The organism is Sporosarcina sp. UB5 (assembly GCF_050859005.1).
Lineage (GTDB): Bacteria > Bacillota > Bacilli > Bacillales_A > Planococcaceae > Sporosarcina.
Genome location: NZ_CP125984.1, coordinates 768,887 through 793,673, shown reverse-complemented (window position 1 = coordinate 793,673; position 24,787 = coordinate 768,887). Strand labels below are relative to the sequence as shown.

General features: G+C 43.1%; 29 protein-coding genes. 19 read left to right on the top strand and 10 right to left on the bottom strand.

The window, feature by feature from the left end; genetic code table 11:
- Nucleotides 1–133: 133 nt before the first annotated feature.
- The 4 genes from QM454_RS04220 (at nucleotide 134) to QM454_RS04205 (ending at nucleotide 5,069) form a co-directional block, all read left to right on the top strand.
- Nucleotides 134–1,108, top strand: a complete 975-nt coding sequence (locus QM454_RS04220) for a Rieske 2Fe-2S domain-containing protein (RefSeq protein WP_432361986.1) — start codon at nucleotides 134–136, stop codon at nucleotides 1,106–1,108.
- Nucleotides 1,109–1,204: 96 nt separating this feature from the next.
- Nucleotides 1,205–2,353 carry a PstS family phosphate ABC transporter substrate-binding protein gene (locus QM454_RS04215; protein ID WP_432361983.1) on the top strand — a complete coding sequence of 383 codons (1,149 nt, stop codon included), beginning with the start codon at nucleotides 1,205–1,207 and terminating at the stop codon, nucleotides 2,351–2,353.
- A complete protein-coding gene (locus tag QM454_RS04210) occupies nucleotides 2,343–3,377 on the top strand; it encodes an NAD(P)H-dependent flavin oxidoreductase (RefSeq protein ID WP_432361980.1) in 1,035 nt (344 codons plus the stop codon). The genes QM454_RS04215 and QM454_RS04210 overlap by 11 nt, the downstream gene beginning before the upstream one ends.
- Before the next feature lie 234 nt (nucleotides 3,378–3,611).
- Nucleotides 3,612–5,069, top strand: coding sequence for a carbon starvation CstA family protein (locus tag QM454_RS04205; protein ID WP_432361977.1), 1,458 nt, complete (start codon nucleotides 3,612–3,614; stop codon nucleotides 5,067–5,069).
- Between the two features lie 197 nt (nucleotides 5,070–5,266).
- On the opposite strand, the gene QM454_RS04200 is transcribed toward QM454_RS04205, so the two are convergent.
- On the bottom strand, nucleotides 5,267–6,016 hold the full coding sequence (locus QM454_RS04200; RefSeq protein WP_432361974.1) for a DUF3888 domain-containing protein: 750 nt from the start codon (nucleotides 6,014–6,016) through the stop codon (nucleotides 5,267–5,269).
- Between the two features lie 152 nt (nucleotides 6,017–6,168).
- Between QM454_RS04200 and QM454_RS04195 the strand changes: the two genes are divergently transcribed.
- The 6 genes from QM454_RS04195 (at nucleotide 6,169) to QM454_RS04170 (ending at nucleotide 11,310) form a co-directional block, all read left to right on the top strand.
- Nucleotides 6,169–7,053 carry a DMT family transporter gene (locus QM454_RS04195; protein ID WP_432361971.1) on the top strand — a complete coding sequence of 295 codons (885 nt, stop codon included), beginning with the start codon at nucleotides 6,169–6,171 and terminating at the stop codon, nucleotides 7,051–7,053.
- A gap of 25 nt (nucleotides 7,054–7,078) precedes the next feature.
- Complete coding sequence (locus QM454_RS04190) at nucleotides 7,079–7,498, top strand: GyrI-like domain-containing protein (RefSeq protein ID WP_432361968.1); 420 nt, start codon at nucleotides 7,079–7,081, stop codon at nucleotides 7,496–7,498.
- A 110-nt stretch (nucleotides 7,499–7,608) separates the two neighbouring features.
- Nucleotides 7,609–8,331: a MerR family transcriptional regulator gene (locus tag QM454_RS04185; RefSeq protein WP_432361965.1), complete on the top strand. Its 723-nt coding sequence runs from the start codon at nucleotides 7,609–7,611 to the stop codon at nucleotides 8,329–8,331.
- A 360-nt stretch (nucleotides 8,332–8,691) separates the two neighbouring features.
- A complete protein-coding gene (locus tag QM454_RS04180) occupies nucleotides 8,692–9,288 on the top strand; it encodes a hypothetical protein (protein ID WP_432361962.1) in 597 nt (198 codons plus the stop codon).
- A gap of 82 nt (nucleotides 9,289–9,370) precedes the next feature.
- The gene (locus tag QM454_RS04175; protein WP_432361959.1) at nucleotides 9,371–10,567 is read left to right on the top strand and encodes a class I SAM-dependent rRNA methyltransferase; all 1,197 of its coding nucleotides are present in this window, start codon (nucleotides 9,371–9,373) and stop codon (nucleotides 10,565–10,567) included.
- Nucleotides 10,568–10,689: 122 nt separating this feature from the next.
- Nucleotides 10,690–11,310 (top strand): LysE/ArgO family amino acid transporter, encoded by a 621-nt coding sequence (locus QM454_RS04170; protein ID WP_432361957.1) that lies wholly within the window; start codon nucleotides 10,690–10,692, stop codon nucleotides 11,308–11,310.
- A gap of 11 nt (nucleotides 11,311–11,321) precedes the next feature.
- Here QM454_RS04170 and QM454_RS04165 read toward each other — a convergent pair whose 3' ends face one another.
- Genes QM454_RS04165 through QM454_RS04150 form a run of 4 tightly spaced genes read right to left on the bottom strand, consistent with a single transcriptional unit; the run spans nucleotide 11,322 to nucleotide 13,712 of the window.
- Nucleotides 11,322–11,732 carry a DUF3021 domain-containing protein gene (locus QM454_RS04165; protein WP_432361954.1) on the bottom strand — a complete coding sequence of 137 codons (411 nt, stop codon included), beginning with the start codon at nucleotides 11,730–11,732 and terminating at the stop codon, nucleotides 11,322–11,324.
- Complete coding sequence (locus QM454_RS04160) at nucleotides 11,729–12,187, bottom strand: LytTR family DNA-binding domain-containing protein (RefSeq protein WP_432361951.1); 459 nt, start codon at nucleotides 12,185–12,187, stop codon at nucleotides 11,729–11,731. Before QM454_RS04160 ends, QM454_RS04165 begins: the two co-directional genes overlap by 4 nt.
- On the bottom strand, nucleotides 12,165–12,980 hold the full coding sequence (locus QM454_RS04155; RefSeq protein ID WP_432361948.1) for an ABC transporter permease: 816 nt from the start codon (nucleotides 12,978–12,980) through the stop codon (nucleotides 12,165–12,167). The genes QM454_RS04160 and QM454_RS04155 overlap by 23 nt, the downstream gene beginning before the upstream one ends.
- A 12-nt stretch (nucleotides 12,981–12,992) precedes the next feature.
- Nucleotides 12,993–13,712 carry an ABC transporter ATP-binding protein gene (locus QM454_RS04150; protein WP_432361946.1) on the bottom strand — a complete coding sequence of 240 codons (720 nt, stop codon included), beginning with the start codon at nucleotides 13,710–13,712 and terminating at the stop codon, nucleotides 12,993–12,995.
- Between the two features lie 186 nt (nucleotides 13,713–13,898).
- Here QM454_RS04150 and QM454_RS04145 point away from each other — a divergent pair, with 186 nt between their 5' ends.
- From QM454_RS04145 to QM454_RS04105, 9 genes are all read left to right on the top strand, one after another.
- Complete coding sequence (locus QM454_RS04145; protein ID WP_432361943.1) at nucleotides 13,899–14,720, top strand: VanW family protein; 822 nt, start codon at nucleotides 13,899–13,901, stop codon at nucleotides 14,718–14,720.
- The gene (locus QM454_RS04140; RefSeq protein WP_432361941.1) at nucleotides 14,717–15,256 is read left to right on the top strand and encodes an AAA family ATPase; all 540 of its coding nucleotides are present in this window, start codon (nucleotides 14,717–14,719) and stop codon (nucleotides 15,254–15,256) included. Before QM454_RS04145 ends, QM454_RS04140 begins: the two co-directional genes overlap by 4 nt.
- Nucleotides 15,250–15,780 carry a GrpB family protein gene (locus QM454_RS04135; protein WP_432361938.1) on the top strand — a complete coding sequence of 177 codons (531 nt, stop codon included), beginning with the start codon at nucleotides 15,250–15,252 and terminating at the stop codon, nucleotides 15,778–15,780. The genes QM454_RS04140 and QM454_RS04135 overlap by 7 nt, the downstream gene beginning before the upstream one ends.
- Before the next feature lie 22 nt (nucleotides 15,781–15,802).
- Complete coding sequence (locus QM454_RS04130) at nucleotides 15,803–16,615, top strand: DUF817 domain-containing protein (protein ID WP_432361936.1); 813 nt, start codon at nucleotides 15,803–15,805, stop codon at nucleotides 16,613–16,615.
- Between the two features lie 50 nt (nucleotides 16,616–16,665).
- Nucleotides 16,666–17,283: an NUDIX hydrolase gene (locus QM454_RS04125; RefSeq protein WP_432361933.1), complete on the top strand. Its 618-nt coding sequence runs from the start codon at nucleotides 16,666–16,668 to the stop codon at nucleotides 17,281–17,283.
- A 509-nt stretch (nucleotides 17,284–17,792) separates the two neighbouring features.
- Nucleotides 17,793–18,335: a GNAT family N-acetyltransferase gene (locus QM454_RS04120; protein WP_432363853.1), complete on the top strand. Its 543-nt coding sequence runs from the start codon at nucleotides 17,793–17,795 to the stop codon at nucleotides 18,333–18,335.
- Between the two features lie 30 nt (nucleotides 18,336–18,365).
- Entirely contained in the window at nucleotides 18,366–19,082 is a 717-nt protein-coding gene (locus QM454_RS04115; RefSeq protein ID WP_432361931.1) for a nucleotidyltransferase domain-containing protein, read from the top strand.
- Between the two features lie 9 nt (nucleotides 19,083–19,091).
- Nucleotides 19,092–19,637, top strand: a complete 546-nt coding sequence (locus QM454_RS04110) for an NUDIX hydrolase (protein ID WP_432361929.1) — start codon at nucleotides 19,092–19,094, stop codon at nucleotides 19,635–19,637.
- A gap of 15 nt (nucleotides 19,638–19,652) precedes the next feature.
- Nucleotides 19,653–19,889, top strand: coding sequence for a hypothetical protein (locus QM454_RS04105; RefSeq protein ID WP_432361926.1), 237 nt, complete (start codon nucleotides 19,653–19,655; stop codon nucleotides 19,887–19,889).
- A 141-nt stretch (nucleotides 19,890–20,030) separates the two neighbouring features.
- Here the strand turns inward: QM454_RS04105 and QM454_RS04100 are convergent, their stop codons facing one another.
- The 5 genes from QM454_RS04100 to QM454_RS04080 all read right to left on the bottom strand — a co-directional run bounded on the left by QM454_RS04100 (nucleotide 20,031) and on the right by QM454_RS04080 (nucleotide 24,787).
- Entirely contained in the window at nucleotides 20,031–20,501 is a 471-nt protein-coding gene (locus QM454_RS04100; RefSeq protein ID WP_432361924.1) for a DinB family protein, read from the bottom strand.
- 62 nt (nucleotides 20,502–20,563) lie between these two features.
- Nucleotides 20,564–21,457: a hypothetical protein gene (locus QM454_RS04095; RefSeq protein WP_432361921.1), complete on the bottom strand. Its 894-nt coding sequence runs from the start codon at nucleotides 21,455–21,457 to the stop codon at nucleotides 20,564–20,566.
- Between the two features lie 175 nt (nucleotides 21,458–21,632).
- The gene (locus QM454_RS04090; RefSeq protein WP_432361919.1) at nucleotides 21,633–22,202 is read right to left on the bottom strand and encodes a hypothetical protein; all 570 of its coding nucleotides are present in this window, start codon (nucleotides 22,200–22,202) and stop codon (nucleotides 21,633–21,635) included.
- A 140-nt stretch (nucleotides 22,203–22,342) separates the two neighbouring features.
- Nucleotides 22,343–23,869, bottom strand: a complete 1,527-nt coding sequence (dacB, locus tag QM454_RS04085; RefSeq protein ID WP_432363851.1) for a D-alanyl-D-alanine carboxypeptidase/D-alanyl-D-alanine endopeptidase — start codon at nucleotides 23,867–23,869, stop codon at nucleotides 22,343–22,345.
- Between the two features lie 198 nt (nucleotides 23,870–24,067).
- Nucleotides 24,068–24,787 carry a YebC/PmpR family DNA-binding transcriptional regulator gene (locus QM454_RS04080; RefSeq protein ID WP_432361917.1) on the bottom strand — a complete coding sequence of 240 codons (720 nt, stop codon included), beginning with the start codon at nucleotides 24,785–24,787 and terminating at the stop codon, nucleotides 24,068–24,070.

Genomic DNA, 24,787 nt, shown 5'->3' with positions numbered 1-24,787 from the left:
GATTATGTTTTTGTATATAAAAACCGTATGATAAAATATGTTATCTGTTTAAATGTTCGTGTTTTGTATTGACGAATAGGTTGTTGATTAAGTAATATAAAGCTATGAAAACGTGTCTGGAGGAAATTTCGTTATGATAGATGATCAAGTATTGTTAGACGATTGGATCGTTGCTTGCCGATCGGAAGATGTGAAGGAAAAGCCGATTCAAGTCGTTTTAATGGGCGAGCGCCTCGCCATATTCCGCAATAGCAAAGGCGTACATGCGTTCAAGGATCTATGTATCCACCGCGGCGCTGCGTTGTCGTTGGGGGAAGTGAAAAATGATTGTCTCATCTGTCCTTATCATGCTTGGGAATATGATGATAAAGGCGCTTGTGTGCATATTCCGCAACTGCCTGAAGGACGCTCAATCCCGAAAAAGGCGAAGGCGATTTCCTACAGCTGTATTGAGAAATATGGACTAATCTGGGTTAACTTCGCGGGGAATGAACCCGAGATTTTTGACTACAAACCGATGGCAGATGATAGTTACCATAACGTTATTTGGGGACCGCAGGAAGTTGTCGCGAAACCGCCACGTATAATTGAAAACTTCCTAGACGTTGGTCATCTTGCTGTCGTGCATGTCGGTGCATTAGGAACGGAAACGCATCGTGAAGTGATGGATTACAAGGTGCACAAAGAAGGAGACCGCATCTTCTCAGATGAGATCGCCATTTTCCAACCAGATCCAGACGGTTCGGGAATCCCGAAATACGTTTATTACACGTATGAAATCCATCGCCCATTTACGGTTAGCTTTACGAAAAGGGACAAAGAAAACGATACATTGATGACGATTTTATTGACTGTTCGACCGATCGATGAAGAGCGTTCGGTTGCATATGGCATTTTGTCATTCAATTATGATACAGGCCTTACCGACGAAGCGATTATCAAGTTCCAAGACGAAATCTTCGCGCAGGACAAGCCAATCGTTGAGAACCAAAAGCCGGAGGAGCTCCCGCTTGATCTACAAGTTGAACTATCGCTCGTGTGCGACCGGATGAGCATCGCATATAGACAATATTTGAGTGAGCTTGGTGTAGAATTAGGAACTGCATAATAAAAAGGTACCTGACAGATTTTCTCTGTTCGGTACCTTTTTTAAATTCAAAATATTGTATACTAAACAAAAGAGAGATTACGAGGAGGAAATAGCTTGCAAACTTTTTGGGGTGTTGTATCTGTCCTGTTCATCATGGCGTTGCTGTTCCCGCTAGCTGCAATCGGGGCGCTAACAGCATATTTCACCGGAATGGACTATCTAATTCCATTCGTTATAGCTGCATATTTAGCAATTGGAGCTTTCGCCGTCATGACACGCTTCGAATTGTTCCGATTCAAAAAGCAGTTCAAGATCGGTTCGTTAGCATTAGTTGCAATCGCGCTTGTTTTTGCGGCACCAGGGATTTACGACAAAACAAGGCCGGTCATTACAGACGGCCAAGTCGATCTCGTTGAATACGAACCGTTCGTGGAGAAAACAAAGGCCGTGTCCCTAGATAAACCGGCATCATACAAAATTGAAGATGATTTGCCAATCATTGACGGTGCAACGGCACTTTACCCGATTTACGCTGCATTTGCACAAGCCGTTTATCCAGAGAAAGAATACGAGCCTTATAACAGCGAAGTAATGTCCAATCGGACGGGAGAAGCATATAGAAATTTAATTAATGGGAAAGTAGATATTATATTCGCATTGGGACCATCAAAAACACAGTTAAACCAAGCGGAAAGCGCAGGCAAGGAATTACAGCTAACACCGATCGGGAAAGAGGCATTCGTCTTTTTCGTCAATGCCAAAAACCCGGTAAAAAGTTTGACGGAAGATGAAATCAAAGGAATTTATTCAGGTAAGATTACGAATTGGAAAGAAGTCGGTGGGAAAAATGAAGAAATCCGTGCATTCCAACGGCCTGAAAATAGCGGCAGTCAAACTGCGCTGCAAAATTTCATGGGCCTTACACCAATTATGAAGCCGCCGACAGAGGACATTGCCTCTCTCATGGGAACGGTGATCGGCGAAGTGTCCGACTATAAAAACCATAAAACCGCGATTGGCTACACATTCAGATACTATTCGACACAGATGGTGAAAAACAATAAAATTCGTCTACTTGAAGTGAACGGTGTTGAACCAACCGTCGACTCGATACGCTCAGGCGAATATCCAATTACGAACGAATTTTACGCCGTAACGGCAGGAAGCGACAACCCGCATATTGAAGCGTTCATTGAATGGATTCTGTCGGATGAAGGGCAGGAAATTATCGAGAAGACAGGGTATGTGCCCGTTGGAAAGTAGAAAGAAGGAGCGTGCAATTATGACCTTTATAGACATGTTAGGAATTAAACATCCGATTATCCAAGCTCCAATGGCGGGCGTGACGACACCACAATTCGTCGCGGCTGCGGCTGAAGCTGGAGTATTGGGGTCTGTCGGAGCGGGTTATTTATCCGCGGAGGAGACTCGGGATTTCATCCGGGAAGTGAAGAAGCTCACGGGAAATCCATTTGCCGTCAATTTATTCATTCCGGAAAACAATGAAATGAATCAAGAGCAGTTGGACCAAGCATATTTGGCATTGCAACCAATCGGCAGGAAGCTCGGCATGTCTTCTTGGAAGGCGCATTTATCAGAATCAGATTTTGATAGGCAAGTTGACGTCATTATAGAAGAAGACGTACCGATCTGCTCATTTACATTTGGGATTCCGAATCAGAAGACGATCCAGAAGCTCAAAAACGCGGGCGTACTGTTAATCGGAACGGCAACGACAAAGGAAGAAGCAATTGCGGTGGAAAAGGCCGGCGTGGATGCGGTTGTCGCGCAAGGTAGTGAGGCCGGTGGACATCGTGGTTCATTCATCGGTGAAGAACATGTACCGCTTGCAGTATTACTGCCTTCAATAATCGAAGCTGTCACTATCCCGGTCATTGCTGCTGGTGGAATCGCTAACAAAGAGCAGCTGAATCATCAACTCCTCCGCGGAGCAGAAGCCGTCCAAATCGGTACCGCATTGTTAGCAACGGAAGAAAGCGGAGCGCATCCGCTTTATAAACAAGCCGTCTTAGAAGCGGCTGAAAATAGCACAGTGCTCACGAAAGCGTTCTCCGGAAAATCAGCACGAGGTATCCGTAACGAGTTCATTGACATAATGGTAGGTATCCCAATCGCCCCATATCCATATCAAAACGACTTGACGAAGAAAATCCGGAGCGAAGCGGCGGCACTTGGTCGCCCTGAGTTTATGTCATTATGGGCGGGGGAGAGCGTTCACGAATCGGCGTGTGGAACAGTGAAAGAGATTATAAAGAAGTTCATTTAAATACAGAAACGGTAAGAGCATTCAACTAAATTCGCGGGATTTTTTCTTGTTGTAGTACTGCATGAAACTGTGATATAACAAAATAGTAAAAAGCATTTATTTCTTTGAAGGAATGAAGTATACTAAATCTGAATCTTTCAGACTCTGAGAAAGAGTCTAATAGTAGACATAAGTTGGACATCTGCGAGAGCATCCTGAAAGAAACTACTGCTAATAGGGGAAGGGGAAGAAGAAGTGATCACGTTTTTATTCGGTATCGTCTTACTAATTGTTGGGTATTTCACGTACGGCAAATTCATTGAGAAGATGTTTGGAGTAAAGGAAGACCGTGCGACACCTGCGTATACGAGCGGGGACGGTGTGGATTATGTGCCGATGAGCACGAAGAAAAACTCGCTGATCCAGCTGCTGAACATTGCAGGGGTAGGTCCGATTTTCGGTCCAATTATGGGGGCTCTTTACGGACCAATTGCATTCATCTGGATTGTAATCGGTGCCATTTTTGCAGGTGCTGTCCATGATTACTTGACGGGTATGATCTCCATCCGTAACCGTGGCGCGCATTTGCCTGAGCTTGCTGGTAAGTTTTTAGGGAAATTCATGAGACATATTGTGAATGCGTTTGCAATTCTTTTATTAGTACTTGTTGGTACGGTTTTCGTTTCCGCTCCTGCGGGCTTGCTATACAACTTGATGAACGGTTGGATGGCGATGGGCATTATCGTTACGCTTATTTTCGCGTATTATATTCTTGCGACATTACTGCCGATTGATAAAATTATCGGCCGCTTCTACCCAATATTCGGTGCGCTTTTAATCATCAGTGCTGTTGGAGTAGGCGGAATGATGGTCATCAAAGGAGTCGAAATTCCGGAACTGACATTTGCCAATATGCACCCTGACAAATTGGCGATTTTCCCGCTTCTATTCTTGACGATTTCATGTGGTGCATTGTCTGGCTTCCATGCGACACAATCACCGATCATTTCACGTACGACGCAAAAAGAAGGACAAGGCCGTAAGATTTTCTACGGAATGATGATTGCAGAAGCGATTATCGCGATGATTTGGGCGGCTGCAGGAATGGCGCTCTTCAACGGGTATGGTGGCTTGCATGAAATGTTGGCGGCAGGCGGTCCTGCATTGATCGTCAGCGAAGCATCTACATTGATGTTAGGTGCGGTAGGTGGAACGTTAGCAATCTTGGGCGTCATCATCCTTCCAATCACTTCTGGCGATACTGCTTTCCGTAGCGCTCGAATGATTATTGCGGACTACTTCAAGATGCCACAAAAGAAGATTTTGAGCCGTCTTTGGATTGCTGTACCAATGTTCCTAATTTCCATTGCTTTGACGCAAGTCGACTTTAATATTTTATGGCGCTACTTCTCATGGGCGAACCAATCGACAGCTGTTATCGCGTTATTTGTAGGTGCGATGTACTTGTTCATCGCACGGAAAAATTACTGGGTTGCGCTTATCCCAGGTACATTCATGCTTATGGCGACGATGACGTATATTTTGAATGCGACGATCGGTTTCGGATTGCCGATGAATGTGGCGTATATCGGGGCAACGGTTATTTCAATCTTCCTTGTCACCCTTTTCTTCTTCGCCGCAGTCCGGGCAAGAGCTGCACAAATTCCGTTGGAAGAAGACATTTCACATTGGAAAGGTGCAACTTCAAACTAATAATATCGACTAAAAAGAGGTGGCCGGCGCCACCTCTTTTTACATCCAGCTCCGGGCACCAGAGGACTCGGGTCATAAGTCAAAGCTACTGCGTGGCAAAGATCATTGCTCCTAACGCTTCGCTCTTACTCGCAAAAGCCGTTCTTCGTTACGGCTTTGCCTGTCGCCTCTAGGCAGGCGCCCTGCGCTTTTGTTGCTCACATGTACCAAAGCAAGTCATACTCCATTTTCTTCCCTTTTTCGCTGTCTTGGTCAATGACTTTCCAAATGCCATTTTCCTTTAGGACTTTATAGTAAAAATTGGTCCCGTCAGCTTTCTTAAACAAGATGAAGCCTTCATTGCCTTTTATGAACGTCACAGGATTAATTACATTTTTATAAGGCGGTTGAATTTCCATACTGAGGATGTTAATAACAATTTCTTCTGCGATATGTGCCAATGAGTTAAATTCATTATGTTTTTCCGCCTTGTACCGCAACTGGTTATAATCGTATCGTTCGTAAGGAAGCAAGTTTAAATGAAAAGATTTTTGAATGTCGATGAGCGCTTCCTTGTAAAATTGATGCAACTTTTTTTCCTCGTCATCGCCTTCATGTGTAAAGTCGAGAAGTTTAATGCCTCTTGTACTAATTCCGAATTGCAGTGTTTCCTTGCCATATGGTGGGTTTTCCGCTGTTTCAAATGTATTCACTTGAACTTCAACTGTGAAGGAAAATCCGCCTTTCTCGTCCCGCTGAACGTTCAATATTTTTGCGTCATACAATCCGTAAGATTTGTCGTAGCCGTAAAAATTGATAATACCTTCTGATATATGAGGTTTAAGTGTGGCTAGCAGTGCATCTTGTAAGGATTGTTGGTCAAAATGTGTTTGTTCCGCTTTTGGCATAAGAGGTTGAAATAGTATCGATGTGACGAGCAAAAGAATTAAGAAATGCAACCGTTTCAATGGGGAAACCTCCTAACCGGGTTTTGTGCTTAGGTTTTCCTGTACGGATGAAACAATACGTATGTACATTTTTAAATAAATAATAGCTTTGAATGAAGCCAATTACGTTATAATAAATAAAATTATTCATTACTTGAATACCGGAGGCTACTATGAAGAAATATATTGGTGAAATCGGATTACTGTTAACAGCAATTATTTGGGGAAGTGGATTCGTCGGCAGCGCAGTTGCATTGGAAACGTACACGCCTTATCAAATTTTGGCAGGCAGATTTCTAATTGGTGCCGTTTTATTATGCGCTGTTTTTTATAAAAAATTGAAGTTCATTTCAAAAAGCGCATTGATGAAAGGTGCGATCTTAGGTGTCTTCTTATACATAGCATTTGTTTTGCAAACGGTCGGCCTCCAATTTACGACGCCTTCTAAAAATGCATTTTTAACTGCTGTAAATGTCGTTATCGTACCGTTTATTGGGCTTGTAATTTATAGAAGGAAACTGGATTTGTACGAAGTCATTGGCGCTTTTATTGCGATGTTCGGGGTGGCAGTTCTGTCACTCCAATGGTCAGCAGGAATTAATATCGGCGATTTCTTATCGTTTTGCTGTGCGATCGGTTTCGCATTCCATATTTTTTATACATCTCAATTCGTGAAAACTGAAGACCCGATTGCGTTGACGATTGTCCAAATGGCGACAGCAACTGTCATCGGTTTCGTTGTTGTACTCCTAAAAGGCGAGATGGCATTCAGCACACAGCCGGAAGGTTTGACATCGTTGTTCTATTTAGGTGTTTTCTCGACAACAATTGCGTTTTTATTGCAAACGGTCTCTCAGAAATTTATTACAGAAACGAAGGCAGCCATTATCCTTTCAACAGAATCATTATGGGGAATGATTTTTTCAGTTATCCTATTGAGCGAGATTCTTACGGTTAAGATGGGGATTGGAGCGATTCTCATACTTGCTGCGATTATTTTATCGGAAACGAAGTTGAGCTTTTTGATGAAAGGGCGCAATCCAGCAAGATTAGAATAAATAATAATTCAAAGGGGAGAAGGAAATGGAAACACGTATTGTCAAAAGTGAAGGGTTTACAGTGAGAGGTTACCAAGTGAAGGGACCTGTATCGGGAATTCCAGCTGAATGGGATCGGTTAATTAAGGAAATTAATGAGAAAGATGTCGCTGTAGAAGAATCATTTGGTGTCTGCTTGAGTATGGAGAACGACATCATCCATTATATCGCTGGACTTAAAGAAGAATTGACAGAAGGATTTCCAGATACGAAAGAGGTTGTTATTCCAGCCGGCAAGTTCATCGTTGCAAAAGTCGAAGGAGGAATTCCGAGGATACCAGCTACGTATGATGCGATTATGCAAATGGAGGACATCAAACTTCGGGATTGCTATGATTTCGAACGATACGTCCATCCGGATGGAGTGTCGGATGACGTAATTGAGATTTGGATGCCGATTGAGTGAGTTAAGGATCTGGCTTTTAGCCGGATCTTTTTTTATTGGATGTGTAAATATGCATTGACTCTCACGTTACGTCATACTTTATAGTCAATAGTGAAGGGAGGCGGGGAGCAATGAAAGTGAAAGAAGTGGCAGAGTTGACCGGTGTGAGTGTGCGCACGCTCCATCATTACGATGAAATCGGTCTGCTCGTTCCAGACAATGTGACGGAGGCGGGCTATCGGGTTTATTCCGATGAGAACTTGACGACCCTCCAGCAAATCTTGTTCTTTCGTGAAGTCGGCTTCCCTTTGAAGAAAATAAAGGAGCTATTGGACAGTCCGTCGTTCAACCGGTTGGAGGCGTTCGAGCTGCAACGCGACATGTTAGTGGCGAAGCGCCGGCAATTGGACGTAATGATTGAGACGATCGACAAGACGCTCCAATCTGAGAGAGGAGAAATGACGATGACGAACGAGGAGAAATTCAAAGGATTCGATTTCAGTTCGAATCCATATGAGCAGGAAGCGAGAGACCGTTGGGGGGATGAAGCGGTCGACAAGGCAAACAAAAACGTTGCTCAGTTTGGCGAGGAAGAACAACAGGAGATGAACCGCATTTATTCTAGTCTAGCGGCACTTCGTAGTACGGATCCAGCTTCAGCGGAAGCGCAGGCTGCAATCGCTAATTGGTACACGTTTTTGAACAAAATCGGTCACTATTCATTAGAGGCGTTCGCAGGTCTCGGTGAAATGTACGTCGCGGACGAACGCTTCACAAAAAACATTGACCAATTCGGTGAAGGATTAGCCGTTTTCATGCGGGATGCAATGAAAATTTATTCCGAAAATAAATGAAGAAACGGATGGCACCTGTGACGATAGCAGGTGCCTTTTTTATCCTCAACATTTATTTTCAAGAAAAGCAAGAAAGTCGACGTGTTTAATAGTATAATGGGAAAACCATCGATAGATGAGCAATCATTAATTCCTTGAAAACCAGTACCTACTGCTTCTTTGAGAAGTGAAAATTCTCGGAAAAGTGAAACTCTACTACTAGTTGAAACGTATAATACATATATAGAAAAATGCTTGAACTGTCCGCACTCCGCATCTTGTCTACTACTTAGGACGTAGAAGGTTTCCATCTGCAGACGGTTTAGCTTCTCGGAAATATTGTACATACTTGTAGAGAGAGATGAGTTAGGGGTTGGGATAATGGGAAAAACAATCTATATCGTACTCACTGATACGGGAACATTGCTGTCAAAGGCGATTGGCATGTATACACGCAAGGATTTGAATCATGCATCGATTGCATTCGACGAGCAGTTGACCGAGATTTATAGTTTCGGTCGAAAGCAGCAATACAATCCGTTCATCGGTGGGTTTGTACGTGAAAATGTTGCGGAAGGTATTTTTCAGGATGCCGATTGCGCTATATACCGTTGCGACGTTTCCACCGAAGCGTATATGCGAATCCGTCAGAAAATCGTTCAATTCGAGATGAATCAAAGCGACTATAAATATAACTTTATCGGTTTGTTCGGCGTGGCGCTGAATAGAGAGATTCAACGGGAGAGGGCTTTTTTCTGTTCGCAATTCGTTGCAACGGTTATGCAGGAGAGTGAGACGCATCGGCTGTTGACGAGGCCTTGTCTAACAATGCCGCACCATCTGACGTATTTGCCGCATATGGAACTTGTTTATGAAGGCGACTTAACGACATACTTAACAAGAGCAAGAGGGCCGCAATTGGAACGTCCGCTTCGTATGGGACTTTTGAAAAGCTTGGCGTTCCGTCTTCTTGCTTGACGTGGAAGCTTCTCCGTTACGAGAAGCTTTTTTCATATTTACGTGAGATAATGGAAAAAATGATAGGGAAAAGGATGACACGATGACAAAAACGATTGAAGTACAAGTGAATGCGCAAAGTATTGCGGCCTTTAAAAGGGGCTACCCGTTAATATTGAAAGACGCGGTGATGAATCCGGAAGTGTTGAAAGAAGAAGGAACAATCATCCGATTGGTTGACAAATACCGTAAATTCATTGCAAAAGGTTATTATGGCAATCAAAACAAAGGAATCGGCTGGGTCTTGACGAGAGATGCTGACGAGGAGATCGATTTTGCGTTTTTTGAATCAAAGATTTCAGCAGCTTTAGCAAGACGCGAATCGTTTTTCGAAGATAGCGAGACGACGGCATTCCGCATCTTCAACGGAGAAGGCGATGGAATCGGTGGTTTGACAATCGATTATTTTGACGGCTATTACATGGTGAGCTGGTATAGTGAAGGCATTTATTCCATGAAGCATCATGTGTATGGTGTGTTGGACAAGCTTGTGGACTACAAAGCGATCTATGAGAAAAAACGGTTCGATACGAAAGGCCAATATATTGAGCAGGATGATTTCGTGAGAGGCGTGCCGGGGGATTTCCCGATTATCGTGAAGGAAAATGGCATGAACTTCGCTGTCGATTTGAACGATGGCGCCATGACGGGTATTTTCCTCGATCAGCGCGATGTTCGTAAAGCGCTGCGCGATAAGTATTCGGAAGGCAAACATGTACTGAATACATTCTCGTATACAGGTGCGTTTTCGGTCGCAGCAGCTCTCGGTGGAGCACGTGAGACGACGAGTGTCGATTTGGCAAAACGCAGTTTGCCGAAGACAATCGAACAGTTCAGTGTGAACGGTATCGATTACGAAGCACAAGACATTAAAGTGATGGACGTGTTTGATTACTTCCGGTATGCGAAGCGTCATGAACTGAAATTCGACGTCGTTGTTCTTGACCCGCCGAGTTTCGCCCGCTCCAAGAAATATACATTCAGTACTGCGAAGGACTACCCCGCGTTGCTGAAAGATGCGATCGACATCACGGAAAAGAACGGCATCATCATTGCATCGACGAATAACGCAAGTTTCAGCATGAAGAAGTTCAAGACATTTATCGAAAAAGGATTCGCGGATGCGGGATCACGCTATAAGATTCTTGAGGAATCTTCATTGCCAAAGGATTTCCGTACTAACCGGGACTTCCCTGAATTTAACTACTTGAAAGTCGTTGTTTTGCAGAAGTTGAAATAAAACGAGGAAGCCATCTCCGCTAGTGAGGTGGCTTTTCTAATGGAGTAATCTACGATTCCCATTGCAATTATGTTCAGAAAGCCTTTCAATAGATAGAAAGATAGATAAAGGGGGAGAAGCAGATGACTGAGGCGATTCTTCATGGTGCTATTCTGGCACTTGGATTAATTTTGCCGCTAGGCGCTCAAAATGTTTTTGTGTTCAATCAGGGGGCATTGCAGCCTAAATTTATAAGGGCTCTTCCAGTCGTTGTCACTGCGGGGATTTGCGATACGATTTTAATCGTAGCGGCGGTATCAGGAGTTTCCTTGCTCATTTTGACATTCCACTGGTTAGAAACGATTATGTTTGCGATCGGTATTCTATTTTTGCTATACATCGGAATTTCTCTTTGGCGGAGCGCTCCTGCGTCACTAGAGACAGAGGCGGAACAGTTTTCTCCGAAAAAGCAGATCCTATTTGCTGCATCTGTATCTTTACTGAATCCGCACGCCATCATTGATACGATTGGCGTTATCGGATCGAACGCTTTAAGTTATTCAGGGGAGGTCCGTTTCGCGTTTACATTGACGACAATCATTATTTCATGGTGTTGGTTTATCGGACTGGCACTTGCAGGACGGGTGCTCGGCAAATTAGACTCGAGTGGGAAATTCATTGGTATGTTGAATAAAATCTCCGCCGTCGTCGTCTGGGCGGTCGCTATCTATATGGCTATCCGGCTACTTGGTAAGTTTGGTTGAGGAGCGAGGGCTTATAAACCCCTCAGTTCCTCATTCAATCTAGCCGCCTGCTTTCTGAAGTACAAGTAGAACGAAGTCCAAATGATTGCATAGAACACAATGAAAATACCGAGCATACCTATAAATCCTTTCAACGTGAATGGGATCCATCCAAGGACGAAGGCGACGATGAAATACAACACTGTCACACATAAGAAGTGCAATGTCGTTTGCACCGGCAATGTCAGTTTTTCATTTTCAAAAAGTAAAGGTGTCACTGTAAAGAACCAGCCGCAAAATACAGTACCGAGCATGTTTTTTGCAAGGATTGCTGCATCCAGAATTTCGTTATCACCTAAATAAATTACCGCTAAGATCGTAACAATTGCCAGAAATGAGCCGAAAAAGATGCCTAATATGCTTCTCGTCAAGAAAGTTTTCATCTATTTTTCCTCCTGTTCATTTTGAGTGCTTCCTTGATGCCGCTCACGTATGTCCGCGACACGTACTCCTTCGCCCCTGATTTAAAGTGGACGAGTAGCGTGCCATTGAAAGAGGCTTCGAATCGGCTTAGCTCATGGAGGTTGGCGATGACCGATTTCGATAGCCTAATGAATTTCGCGGAAGGCAACATTTCCTCAAGCTCATACAGCTTTTCTTTCAATGAAAAGGAGCCAGCAGCAGTGACTGCAACGACGCCTTCCTTTTCAGTGTGGAAGTAATGAATTTCATCAGGCTTTAAAATATGCTGCATCTCGCCGTCTTTTCCGACGAGAAACTCCGTTTTCTTCCCCTTCAAAAAATCAAGGATTTCCTTTATTGAGTCGTCCACATCATTGCAATGGATCGTTACTTTCGTCTCCTCGTAAATTTCATCAATGTCCAGTGTAACTTTCATTCCGCACATCTCCCTCTCGGTTCCTATTAGTAGGATACCATTTGAAGGAAGATTTTCGCAGACTATTTCCAAAATGCAGTACTACGAGAGAGATGGCTGTGACGATAAGTATATATCCGATGGAAATGAACGTCGCGCTGTTCCATTGGAATTGTCCGTTCCAAACGGCGATAAAGAGTTGATTCATATGATAGACCGGGTTGAAATCGGCAATGACTTGCACGAACTTTGGCATCATGTCAATCGGCATCGTGAACCCGCCTGTAAACATGACGACTTGAAAGATGACAATGGAGAAAACCAATGCACCATTCATGCTTGTGAATAAAGAGTAGATCGCTGAAGAAATGACGAGCAATGTTGCATTAAATAAGATGAATATCCCGAATGCCAAGACAAAATTGAGCAGCTGGAATGAAAGATCATAAGCAATCATGCCGATGAAGAATACTAGGAAATAGCCAAGGCTCGTAATGATGATTGACTTCAAAATGCTCGACAGCAGCAATGTCCTTTTCGGCACAGGTGATAAAATAATACGCCTTTCCACGCCAGTCGTCCGGTTCATCACTTGGTCAAATCCGAATGCGAAAAAGACGACGCCGAATGTGATGAGTAAAATGAAGGAAGGGGTGTACGTTTCCGCATAACTGAGATTGCCGGCATACGTTGTGTCCCCGAAAAGCTGCCCCATGAATAAATACGTGACCGGCGGAACGATGATCGTGAACAACATATAAAAAATCTCCCGAGTAAACATGAGCAAATCGTACTTCAATTGAGTTAGTAACATGTGAATTCCTCCTTATATAGACACTTTGGATAAGTAAAAGTCGTTGATTGATTTGTAACCGGTAGACAAAATTCCTTCCGTCGTATCAAACACCTCATTGAGACCTTCATTCAATAGCATCACTTTATCGCAATACAATTCGACTTCGTCCATATTATGTGTCGTCAAAATGACGGTGCCGCCCGTGCGTTTGTTGTAGTCGGTAATGTATGTCCAAAGCATATTCCGCATATGTGGATCTAATCCGGTCGTTGGTTCATCCAAAATGAGCAATTTCGGATCAGATAAAAAGGCGATTGCCAAACTGACGATTTGCTTCCATCCGCCCGAAAGTTTGTCGAAATACTTCTTCCGATGCGGCTGGAGTTTGAAATCGGCGATAATATGCTCGATATCGACCGTTGATTTGTAATAGGCTTTAAACAGCTTCAGCAATTCGATGACTTTCATTGTTTTGTAAAACTGTGTTGGCTGCAGAACGACTGATATGTTCTTTCGGATATGCTCGATTTGACCGTTGGATAAAGTATTCAAGTCCTTGTCCAATACGGTGACAATTCCATTATCATACGGCTTCAGCGTCATCAATATTTCCAAAAATGTTGATTTGCCTGCTCCGTTTTTGCCGATAACCCCAATGATTTCTCCAGCGTTCGCTTTAAAATCAATTCCTTTTAAAACTATGTTCTCCCCATACGCCTTCTGTAAATTGCTGACGCACACAATTTCCATTCGCAATCCCTCCGTTGCTGTTCTTTGTACACTTACTATATCCAGCTAATCCAAATCAGTCTGCAGGTTTTCGATGACCGGTCGTTTTTCCGAGGTCAGTTGCAAAAAAGCACAGGTCAGTTACATCCGATAAAAAGGAGAATACAGAATTATTGTTGAATCTAGTAGAGAGGGGAGATGGCTCTAATGGTTTCATTACGACCGATTAAACGAAGCAAACTAAGGATATTTGTAGGAAAGAAAGTATATAGATTAAAACGCTATGGAGAATGGCTGTTTGATGGACAAAAGTATGCGCGTAAAAGATTAGATGAAAGATTGCCGTACATTATTAAAAAGCACCGAACCCCTTTGCTAAGGCAATTAAAGGACGTTGATATGCAGCTGCAAAGGAATAAAATCATTAATTTACAAATCGCCGCAAAACGATTGCATAAAGTCGTCATCGAGCCGGGAGAAACGTTTTCATACTGGCGTCTCATCGGCAATACAACAAAGCGAAAAGGGTATGTGGACGGCATGATTCTCCATTATGGAAAAGTGACTGTTGGGACAGGCGGGGGGCTATGCCAGCTATCGAACTTGATATATTGGATCACATTACATACGCCGCTAACTGTGACGGAGCGCTATCGCCACAGTTACGACGTATTTCCCGATTCGAACCGAAGCCAGCCATTCGGCAGTGGGGCGACGTGTGCGTACAACTATTTGGATTTGCAAATAAAGAACGAAACGCAAATGCCATATCAACTGATCATCTATTTGATGGATACACATCTAAACGGTGAATGGCGTTCGATTGCACCAGCAACTCGGACATATGAGATTTACGAAAAAGAACACCATTTCACGAGGGAATTATGGGGCGGCTATGTCCGACATAATTCGATTTTTCGGAGAGTGATAGACATGCAAGGGAACCAGATTGACGATGAATTCGTCACAGAGAATCATGCGATAACAATGTATGAACCGTTTCTTACATACGAGGGGGATGAGAAATGATTGTCATGATCAACGGGGCGTTTGGTGTTGGAAAGACAACAGTTGCAAATGAACTGTTGAGCAGATTAGATGGAGCGATGCTATTTGATCCGGAAGTGGTCGGATTCATGCTAAGGCATATTATACCGGACGAAATAAAATTAGAAGGCGAGAAAACGGGGGATTTTCAAGACTTGAAAATGTGGAAGCCATTGACAGTCGAAGTGGCAAGACAACTTCGGGAAATATACGGCAAGGATTTGATCGTGCCGATGACAATTTATAATAAGGTTTATTTTGATGAAATTCATAGGGGATTTTTGCAAATAGATCCTAAAGTCTATCATTTCTGTTTAACCGCGAAAAAGGAAACGATCCATCAGCGGCTGCTTGAACGCGGTGAAGAGGAAGGCAATTGGTGCTTCCAGCAAACGGATAAATGTCTTGCTGGCTTTGAAGATGACTGCTTTGAACAATTCATCCCGACTGACGATATCGGGATAGAAGAGGTTGTGGATGTTATTTGCAAAGAGATTGGGGTGAAGTCAACATGTTAGGTCTGAATAAAGACGTAATCGCATTAACTCCGTATCGGGAAGAGTATAAAAAGCTTTTCGTGCAGGAGAAGAAATTATTAGAATCGCTTATTGGCGAGCATGTAGTAGATATTCAGCATATCGGAAGCACGGCGATTAAAGGGATTGCGGCAAAGCCTATAATTGATGTTATGATCGGCGTCAGGTCTATGGATGATGTAAAGCAATTCGATAAATACCGACTAAAAGACGCAGACATTTATCATTTGGGCCGTGTTGAAATCGAAGGTAAGGCAGTGTTCGCCAAGTTCTCCGATTTGGAGGAATTAACGAAGACACATGTTTATCATGTCGTTGAATATGGCGGCGACTGGTGGAAGCAACATACGCATTTTAGGGATTATTTGAATGAACATCGCGATATCGCACAAAAATACGAAGCTTTGAAGCAGGAACTAGCATTGAAATATCCGGATAACGAACGGAAATATACAGACGCAAAGAAGGCGTGTGTAGATGAGGTGCTGGAGTTAGCGGGATTGTGAATACGGGCGGGAGGAGACGCACATGAGACAGCAAGATTTACAACCCGAAAAGCATTTGAGTAGAAATATCACAAGAGCACTCAAACAACTCATCCACTTCGGTTGGCAGCAGGCGCTATCCTGTTTGTTTCCGGTCGTAATTTTCACCTCCTTGGCGCTTACAAAAACCATTCCGCTTCCTTTTCTTCCCCGATATGATTGGCTACTGATCATATGCGTTCTCATGCAGTGGTGGATGGTGCGCTCAGGACTTGAAACGCGGGACGAGCTTAAGGTGATTACATTATTCCACCTTATCGGACTTACTCTTGAAATTTTCAAGGTGAATATGGGTTCGTGGTCTTATCCGGAAGAAGGGTATTTCAAAATTTTAGGAGTGCCTTTATATAGCGGCTTCATGTACGCAAGTGTAGCGAGTTATTTATGCCAAGCGTGGAGGAGACTGGATGTCGACCTTATTAAATGGCCGCCGTTTTGGATAGTAGTGCCTCTCGCTTCTGCTATCTATTTAAACTTCTTCACCCACCATTATTGGATCGACGTTCGTTGGTGGTTGTCTGCACTTGTCATCATCGTCTTTTGGAAATCATGGGTTACCTATAAAGTGAATGGAACTGGGTATCGGATGCCGATTGCATTTTCTTTTGTCCTTATAGGATTTTTCATATGGATAGCTGAAAATATCGCAACGTTCTTCGGTGCATGGCAATATCCTAACCAAGCAGACAGATGGAGCCTCGTCCACTTAGGCAAGGTAAGTTCCTGGCTTTTATTAGTCATAGTCAGCTTTCTTATTGTCGCGACGTTGAAGCAGATGAAAGGAAAAAACCTTTAAGTAAATTGTAATGCTGTAATTATGGAAATTTGCGCTAAGGTGGGGGTCAAATGAGTACACAATGGTTGGATTGGGCGAAAAGAATTCAGGCATTGTCTCAGTCGGGATTAGCTTTTTCGAAGGATATGTACGACATAGAGCGTTATGAGGAGTTACGTAATATTAGTGCAGAGATTTTGGCGGAGTATACCGATCTTGAAGTGAATAAAATTAAAGACTTGTTTACGAATGAGACAGGCTACCAAACGCCAAAAGTGGATGTTCGTGGTGTCGTGTTTAAGGATGGCAAAATATTAATGGTGAAAGAAAACCTTGATGATAAATGGGCTTTGCCAGGCGGGTTCTGTGATATTGGATTGTCGCCTTCAGAGAATGTAGTGAAGGAGATTAAAGAGGAATCCGGGTTTGATGTAATTCCGGTAAAATTAATCGCCTTACTAGATAAAAACAAGCATCATCATCCACCAGAACCATACCATTACTATAAGATTTTCATTTTGTGTGAAATTATCGGAGGGAAGCCTGCTGCTGGACCTGAAACGAATCAAGTTGAGTTTTTTTCGGAACACAATTTACCTCCGCTATCTACGAATCGAAATACCGAATCGCAAATTAAAGCAATGTTTGAATTTTTGAGGGACCCTAAAAGGGAAGCGTTATTTGATTGACGGATACAGAAGTGATTAATTGGCAAAGTGAGAGTAAAACGGCACTGTAAATACGGTGCTGTTTTTTAAAATTAATTATAGAATTATTTATATTTACGAGTTCGAATTATCTGGCAAGTGGGAATAAACCTGTGATATAATGTTAGAATAATAGTGAAGTTTTCAAGGGTGCTGTGTAGTGATTGCATTTGAAGCAATAATTGTCATGATTAGTTTTCCACACTAATCGTCGGAGTGATTGCACTAGCAAATTCAATGTCACAAAAAAATAATCCACCCTTGAGTTTTAGCGAGCTCGGGTGGATTATTTCCTGACGTGACGCTGATTCCCAGATGGAACCGATGTCTATTATAGCCCCGCAATGATGCTAGAACATCGTTGCGGTCTTTTTGCTCTTTCCTTTATGTATTGAAATAATAACAAATAGAAATCGTATAGTCTATTAATTGAAAATAATTTAGGTCTGTACAAGCAAGGACACGAGTGGTTAGGGGGAAGTGTGATGATGATGATGATGCAAAATAATCGGTTAGCCATTCGGGAACTGATAGAAGAGGATAAATTCCTTTTGACTAAATGGCTGTCCAATCCAGAGGTTCTTCAATTCTATGAAGGAAGGGATCGTCCGTTAGATTTGGCGCAAGTCGAAGAGGATTTTTATGGGGAATCGAACGATGAAACACGGTGTCTCATTTTGTATGATGAGAAGCCAATAGGGTATGTGCAGTTTTATCCGATTGAGGAAAAGGAAAGGCGAATATATGGCTTTTCGGATTCGTCGGAGGTAATTTACGGAATGGACCAGTTCATCGGCGAAACCGCCTATTGGAATAAAGGAATTGGAACGAAACTTGTCGAAATGATTGTAGTGTATTTATTGACCGAAAAGAACGCAGACCGCATCGTCATGGATCCTCAAACGTGGAATGAGCGGGCAATTCGTTGCTATGAAAAATGTGGATTCAAGAAGGTGAAGCTCTTGCCAAAGCATGAATGGCATGAGGGGGAATACCGGGATTGTTGGTTAATTGAATACAGTAAGGACATGTAGAAACGTGAAAAACGGATGGGGGAACCAGGAATGAAGAGAATGAAAAGAATGAAAGCACCATTTGCAGCCAAACGATTTGTCGATGAATACTTCCCTCACTGCCAGGCTGCGCTCCTCGCGGGAAGTGTCGTCAGAGGAGAAGAGACGCCGACATCCGACTTGGATATTGTGATTTTTGATAATCAAATTGAAAAAGCCTATCGCAAATCCCGCATTGAATACAACTGGCCGATTGAAGTATTCGTACATTCTTTGACTTCCTATAAGGCCTATTTTAAGTCCGATGCCGAAAGAGCACGCCCCAGCTTGCCGCAAATGGTTGCGGAAGGAATTGTATTAAAGGATTCCGGGATTTTATCAATCATCAAAAACGAAGCCGCGGAACTTCTGAATGAAGGGCCAGCCCCTTGGTCGGAACAGACTTTGTTGACAAAGCGGTATATGCTGACAGATGCGCTTGGGGATTTTCTTGGAACGCAAAATGAGGCGGAAGCTCTTTTTATTGCCAACACACTTGCCGAAGCAATCCATGAATTTGTACTCCGAACGAACGGGCGATGGATCGGCTCATCTAAATGGATCGTTCGGGCACTAAAACAATATGATGAGAATTTTGCCGATCGATTTGTGGAAGCGTTTGATGTGTTTTATAAAACTGGGAATCGTGAAGGAATTATTAGAATTACAGATGAGGTGTTAATGCCATTTGGAGGGAGGCTCTTTGAAGGATATTCAGTAGGGAAATGAGGGGTGGCAATGACATTTATATATGTTGATTGGGGTCCTCGCGGAGGGCGAAAACTGAAGCTGACATGGATGCAAGGTTTGATGCCAGAAAGGGAATTGATTACAAGTGTACATGCTTTTTGTTTTCATGATGGCAAGCTGCTCATGGTGAATTTGAACGACCGGGGATGGGATTTTCCAGGAGGACATATCGAAGCGGGCGAATCGCCGGAAGCATGTGTCTGTCGCGAAGTGATGGAAGAAGCTTATGTAACGGGCAATTGCACGCTTTTAGGTGCCATTGAAGTGAACCACGAAGAAAACCCGTTATGGAATGAAACTAGCCCCTATCCGAAAGTGGGCTATCAAGTGTTTTATCGAATGGACATTACGGAATTTCTGCTATTTGAAGCTAGTTTTGAATCTTCGGAGAGGACACTAATCCGGTCGGAAGAAGTGGGGAACTATTTTAAGGACTGGAATATAGTGTTTCAGGCAGTTATGGATGCGGCGAACCATGTTCATCGTGATGATGTGTTTGATGTATTTGAGATGAGTGATGATGTGGAGTTGTAACTGGAGGGAAATGAAATGACGACATTTGCCACATTCAATACTTTTTTGAATCAGTTGGATCAGAAGAAAATATTTTATCGATTAAGCAAAATACGTCCAGAAAGCGTCCTTGTTGAAGTTGCAGTTCCTGGGCAACGGTGGGAAATTGAATTTATGGATGACGGCACTGTGGAGATCGAGAAATTTATAGCTGAAGGCACAATGCATGATGCGAGAGAGTTAGATGCACTTTTCAAGGAGTTTTCGGATTGAATCTGTAAAGTGCCTGTATCAGACATTGGCTTCTGTACAAGTAAAAGGCGTTTTGAAAGCGAATGCAGAAGTGAAATCGGCTATACAGAAACTATAAAAAGACGCCTCCCAGTAATAATTGGACTGGGAGGCGTTTCTATGTCATTCGAACAACGCAACTTCAGGGTCTTTCCTAGCACAATACACAAGCATGGCATGCAACTGCCCTCGGTGATGATAGAGGTGGGAAGAGATTTCTAACAACCATTCAAACCGCGAATAAGAAACGCCCCAGTACGAAGTCGTCATTTGCATTAGTTCATCCTCTGTATAATTAAGATAACGGTTCTCTAATAAAGTGAAGTTTGACAGAAGTGCTTCTTTCATTTCAGCTAAGGTGTGAAGGGAATTAGATGAGTAAAAGGAGCTCATCTGATCCTCGGGAGCTTCATCTGAAATAAGTAGATCTGCCTTACATATCAACGACATATGAGCTAACAGTTGTCCAATTGAAAATTTGTTTTCCGTTTGTTGGATAGTTAAATCGCTCGGTTCCAATTTGTCCATCATGTCAATGACAGACTGTACTGCTATCGAAATTTGATTCAAAGTTGCTTTTACATAAGGATTCATATTTCACCTGTTCTTTCTCAAATTACTAGGAGCAGACTTCTGTATGGTTTCCATCTGGATTGTTAAGAGATTGCATTAAAGGCTCTTAACACTCTCAAATTATCAAGCGTCAGCACGCCGCTCCATTCCTGCTTTGCGGTTTCCCAAACGTCTTCAAACCGCCCCCATGCCCAAGTCGGCTTCCAACTGCCGTCTTCCGCTTGGGTTGCCAGAAGGTGCTCGATGTTAGCAGGGATAATTTCCTTAAAGTCGTCAACTAAAAAAGACGCTGGAGATGATACGACTTGAAGGGGAAGCAGGCAATAGTCATGCCATTTTTCCGGATCGGTTGTCACACTGTGGTGGGCGATTTCACGCACTCTATCGGTAATCTTCTCCGCTTCTCCCGCAGGCAATTCTCTTATCAACTTCATCAAGCACTGCAATTCATGAAAATCGTTCGTTGCCTCCTCGTTGACATATGCAACTGCGTGAGCTGTCAACTTTTCAAGGAAATCTTCGGGAACAAGGCCTTTATAATGATGAAGCAATCCGATCATCTCGGCACTCGGATTTCCCCATGGCCAATCGCCGCCGTAATTCCACCAGATGGCGCGCGGTGCAGTCTCCACTTCCTTCGGGACGATTTTCCATCCCATCTTTTCTTCGTCAAATGTATCAATTGCATATTGAATCGCTCGTTGCACCATCGGCTCCGATTCGTCCGCCCCAATGCGAATCAGATGTTGCAATCCAATTGTCGTTGCCAACGCCGAAGAGGCTACACACCGGAAATCAGGCTCCAATCCATTTCCAAAGCCACCGTCTTCATTCTGATAAATCTTTAATTCTTCCAACACATGCTCGCGGCTGCCGTTTTCAAACTCGAATTCGAATAGTGCTTTTTCTAATGGCCGTGTGTTTGATTTGAGAAATTCTGTGGCTTGTACAAATTGTTCTGTCGCTAATTTATCCATAAGAACCCCCTCTTTCAAAAAATGAATGATATAGAAGTATTCGCTATTGAAGATGGGAATCCTTCAAGAAGCGACTCGGACAATGGCCGAATGATACTCTATGAAAAGACGCCTCCCAATTTGTACTTAGGAGGCGTCTTTGTGTAAGTAAGCGGTGGGACAATTTCTTAGTTGGCTACTTCTTCGAATACTCGTAAACGTAAAAGCCTGAATACTGTATATAAAAACCATCCTTTATTAAATCATAATTCTCCGGTTTAATAGCAAATCCAAATGCTGAATTAGGACCACGCCCACGTTGACCTACACCTATTTCAACACCATCGTTGTTAACTAGATAAAAATCGTTAACGGACATGCTAGAAGTGAAAGTTCCGTCTTCGTTAAAAATGCCATTGTACATAAAAGAACCGGAACTATAATTTAAATTGTACGTTGTGTCAAAAGAGAAATAGAGATCAGTTCCTCTGTTCCAAACCTGTTTAAGTATAATGTTTGTATTATGTTTTTCAGCGAGTTTAGTGTTATAGTTTTTTTCATTTTTAGTGTTAAAGGGTATCCACTCGGGCTCTATATATAGTTCCACCATCTCATTATCATTTATCTTGTTAAGTACATAACCATTTCTTTCTGTTACATTATTTAAAATCCCCTTGTTTAAATAGTCCCCTCTATAAAATCCCACTCCTAATAGAAGTAAACACCCAAGAAAAATTATTCCTGAAAACAGTTTTTTCTTTGCCATACTTCAACTCCTTCTTTCTTATTATGATATTTTATTCATTTTCATTTAGTTCCCTATAAGGAAGATTGTTGCAAAGAGATAAATGATGAAAATTACTAAAGGCATTCCCGAAAAAAACGGGAATGCCTATTCATGCTTCTTTAGTTGCTTTCATATTCTGCTAGTGCTCTAGCAATCGCATCTTCAATCGGTGCAACAGGACCGGTAATGTAATTGTTGATCATAATCGAGAAAATGAGTTCCGTGCCGTCTTTCGCGGTGACGTAACCGGAAAGGGTGGAGACGCCTGTGATGGAACCGGTTTTCGCTTTTACATTGCCGGCAGTTAATCCATCACCCATACGGTTGCGAAGCGTGCCGCCGACCATTCGTTCAGGGACGCCTGCAATCGGAAGGGACGCCTCAAATGCAGGGAACCAGCTCTTTCCTTGAATGCTATACAGTAGTGTCGATAATTCATCAGCTGAAATAAGGTTCTTATGCGACATGCCGGAGCCGTCTCGAAGTACTACGGAATCCGTGTTGACACCGAATTGCGTCAGCTTCTCCTTCATAACCGCTAGTCCCGCGTCCCAACTACCTTCGCCGCGCTGCACTTTCCCCATTTCCTTCACCAATGTTTCTCCGTGGCCGTTGTTGCTCAATTTCATGAATGGGATGAAAAGCTCGCTAAGCGGCATTGATTTTTTTGAAGTGAGAACTGTTGCCCCGCTTGGTGTGATGCCTGTTTTCATTCCACCATTTCCAACAAGTTGGATGCCTTCAGCTTCAAGTGATTTCTGGAATACGTCAAGCGCTAACATTGAAGGATCCCAAACGGCGGACCATGATCGCGATACCGTACCGTCCACCGGAATTTTCCCTTTAATGAAGATCCTGTTTGTTCCGTGTTCACGCGCAATGGAGATGCTCTTCGCTTCACCTTTCGCGACTGTTGTTGCGATATTGACGATTTCAACAGAGTTTGTTTCCGGCGTGAGGGTCACTTTTGGTAAATCTCCCGCTTCAGTACCCGGATTTACTTCGACAATGACTGTTCCTGCATCATAATCTTCGTTCGGTGACAGTGTTAGTCCTGACACTTGTGCACCGACATAGTTGTGTTCATCCGACCAGTTCAAGTCTTGTGAATAGCGGACGTCATCATACCAACTGTCGTCAGCAATCAGGTTGCCGTTGATTTTATCGATCCCTTTCGCTTTCAAATCTTTTGCGAATTGGTCCAGATCCTTTTTCATCAACGTCGGGTCGCCTTTACCTTTCAAATAAAGATTGCCATTAAGCATTTTCCCGTTCACTTTCCCGTCCGTTAACACTTCTGTCGAGAACTGATAATCGGGTCCCAATATGTCCATTGCTGTCGATCCCGAAATCAATTTCATATTGGAAGCAGGGCGTAAACGAATATCACCATAGTGGGAGTAAATCTTTTCCCCCGTATCGGCTTTCCGAATACTGACTCCGGTTATTCCCCCTTGGAGCTTCGGGTCTTTCAAGATTGCCTGTAATTTTTGATCTAAAGTTGTCGAATCAATGGATGCTACAGGAGTTGTTTCCCCGGATGCGGCGACAGATGAATACGTTCCTTCATGTGTTACCGGAAATAAGGCAATCAACGCAATGACCATTGCCAAGAAGGCCCTTTTGAGAAGACATTGCTGTTTCATTGAAATGCTCACATCCTTTCATCCTTTGTATTTGATTGTACTTCAACATTTAGGAAGTGGGTAGGTTAAAATGCAGAAAATTAGCAATTGATAAGTTTTACCTAAACGGTTGAGTAGGCGTAATTAATTATATGTTTGAATAAGCTTTGTTCATACCGAGCAAAAAAAAACCGCCAGTCGTGGCGGTTTTTAAAAGGATTAATCTTCTAAATCAACATTATGATAAACTTGCTGAACGTCTTCCAAGTCTTCAAGTGCATCAATCATTTTTTCGAATTGTGCTTGAGAGTCAGCATCCAATTCCACATCGTTTTGTGCCAACATTGTTAGCTCAGCTACGGAGAATTCCGTGATGCCAGCGCTTTTCAATGCTTCTTGCACGGCGTGGAATTGATCTGGCTCTGCATAGACGATGACCGTGTCATCTTCTTCTAAAATATCGCGGACTTCAACGTCTGCTTCCATTAGAAGTTCAAGCACTTCGTCAGCTGTTTTACCTTCCACACCGAAAACGGCAGTCGCGTCGAACATGTATGCAACGGATCCGCTGACACCCATGTTTCCGCCGTTCTTCCCGAAGGCTGCGCGCACTTCAGATGCTGTACGGTTGACGTTATTTGTTAGCGCGTCGACGATAACCATCGATCCGTTCGGGCCGAAGCCTTCGTAACGGAGCTCGTCATAGTTTTCCTCAGCGCCACCTTTTGCTTTCTCAATTGCACGGTCAATGATTGCTTTTGGCACATTGTACGTTTTCGCGCGTTCAATGACCATTTTGAGATTTTGGTTTGTCTCGGGATCAGGGTCACCCTGTTTTGCTGCAACATATAGTTCACGCCCGAACTTTGCGTAAATACGACTTGTATTTGCATCCTTCGAAGCCTTTTTCTCTTTAATATTATTCCATTTCCGGCCCAT

Coding starts and splice junctions, on each gene's coding strand:
- QM454_RS04220 (WP_432361986.1), top strand. CDS start 134: ATGATAGATGATCAAGTATTGTTAGACGATTGGATCGTTGCTTGCCGA.
- QM454_RS04195 (WP_432361971.1), top strand. CDS start 6,169: ATGAAGAAATATATTGGTGAAATCGGATTACTGTTAACAGCAATTATT.
- QM454_RS04190 (WP_432361968.1), top strand. CDS start 7,079: ATGGAAACACGTATTGTCAAAAGTGAAGGGTTTACAGTGAGAGGTTAC.
- QM454_RS04185 (WP_432361965.1), top strand. CDS start 7,609: ATGAAAGTGAAAGAAGTGGCAGAGTTGACCGGTGTGAGTGTGCGCACG.
- QM454_RS04180 (WP_432361962.1), top strand. CDS start 8,692: ATGGGAAAAACAATCTATATCGTACTCACTGATACGGGAACATTGCTG.
- QM454_RS04175 (WP_432361959.1), top strand. CDS start 9,371: ATGACAAAAACGATTGAAGTACAAGTGAATGCGCAAAGTATTGCGGCC.
- QM454_RS04170 (WP_432361957.1), top strand. CDS start 10,690: ATGACTGAGGCGATTCTTCATGGTGCTATTCTGGCACTTGGATTAATT.
- QM454_RS04165 (WP_432361954.1), bottom strand. CDS start 11,732: ATGAAAACTTTCTTGACGAGAAGCATATTAGGCATCTTTTTCGGCTCA.
- QM454_RS04160 (WP_432361951.1), bottom strand. CDS start 12,187: ATGAAAGTTACACTGGACATTGATGAAATTTACGAGGAGACGAAAGTA.
- QM454_RS04155 (WP_432361948.1), bottom strand. CDS start 12,980: ATGTTACTAACTCAATTGAAGTACGATTTGCTCATGTTTACTCGGGAG.
- QM454_RS04150 (WP_432361946.1), bottom strand. CDS start 13,712: ATGGAAATTGTGTGCGTCAGCAATTTACAGAAGGCGTATGGGGAGAAC.
- QM454_RS04145 (WP_432361943.1), top strand. CDS start 13,899: ATGGTTTCATTACGACCGATTAAACGAAGCAAACTAAGGATATTTGTA.
- QM454_RS04140 (WP_432361941.1), top strand. CDS start 14,717: ATGATTGTCATGATCAACGGGGCGTTTGGTGTTGGAAAGACAACAGTT.
- QM454_RS04135 (WP_432361938.1), top strand. CDS start 15,250: ATGTTAGGTCTGAATAAAGACGTAATCGCATTAACTCCGTATCGGGAA.
- QM454_RS04130 (WP_432361936.1), top strand. CDS start 15,803: ATGAGACAGCAAGATTTACAACCCGAAAAGCATTTGAGTAGAAATATC.
- QM454_RS04125 (WP_432361933.1), top strand. CDS start 16,666: ATGAGTACACAATGGTTGGATTGGGCGAAAAGAATTCAGGCATTGTCT.
- QM454_RS04120 (WP_432363853.1), top strand. CDS start 17,793: ATGATGATGCAAAATAATCGGTTAGCCATTCGGGAACTGATAGAAGAG.
- QM454_RS04115 (WP_432361931.1), top strand. CDS start 18,366: ATGAAGAGAATGAAAAGAATGAAAGCACCATTTGCAGCCAAACGATTT.
- QM454_RS04110 (WP_432361929.1), top strand. CDS start 19,092: ATGACATTTATATATGTTGATTGGGGTCCTCGCGGAGGGCGAAAACTG.
- QM454_RS04105 (WP_432361926.1), top strand. CDS start 19,653: ATGACGACATTTGCCACATTCAATACTTTTTTGAATCAGTTGGATCAG.
- QM454_RS04100 (WP_432361924.1), bottom strand. CDS start 20,501: ATGAATCCTTATGTAAAAGCAACTTTGAATCAAATTTCGATAGCAGTA.
- QM454_RS04095 (WP_432361921.1), bottom strand. CDS start 21,457: ATGGATAAATTAGCGACAGAACAATTTGTACAAGCCACAGAATTTCTC.
- QM454_RS04090 (WP_432361919.1), bottom strand. CDS start 22,202: ATGGCAAAGAAAAAACTGTTTTCAGGAATAATTTTTCTTGGGTGTTTA.
- dacB (WP_432363851.1), bottom strand. CDS start 23,869: ATGAAACAGCAATGTCTTCTCAAAAGGGCCTTCTTGGCAATGGTCATT.
- QM454_RS04080 (WP_432361917.1), bottom strand. CDS start 24,787: ATGGGCCGGAAATGGAATAATATTAAAGAGAAAAAGGCTTCGAAGGAT.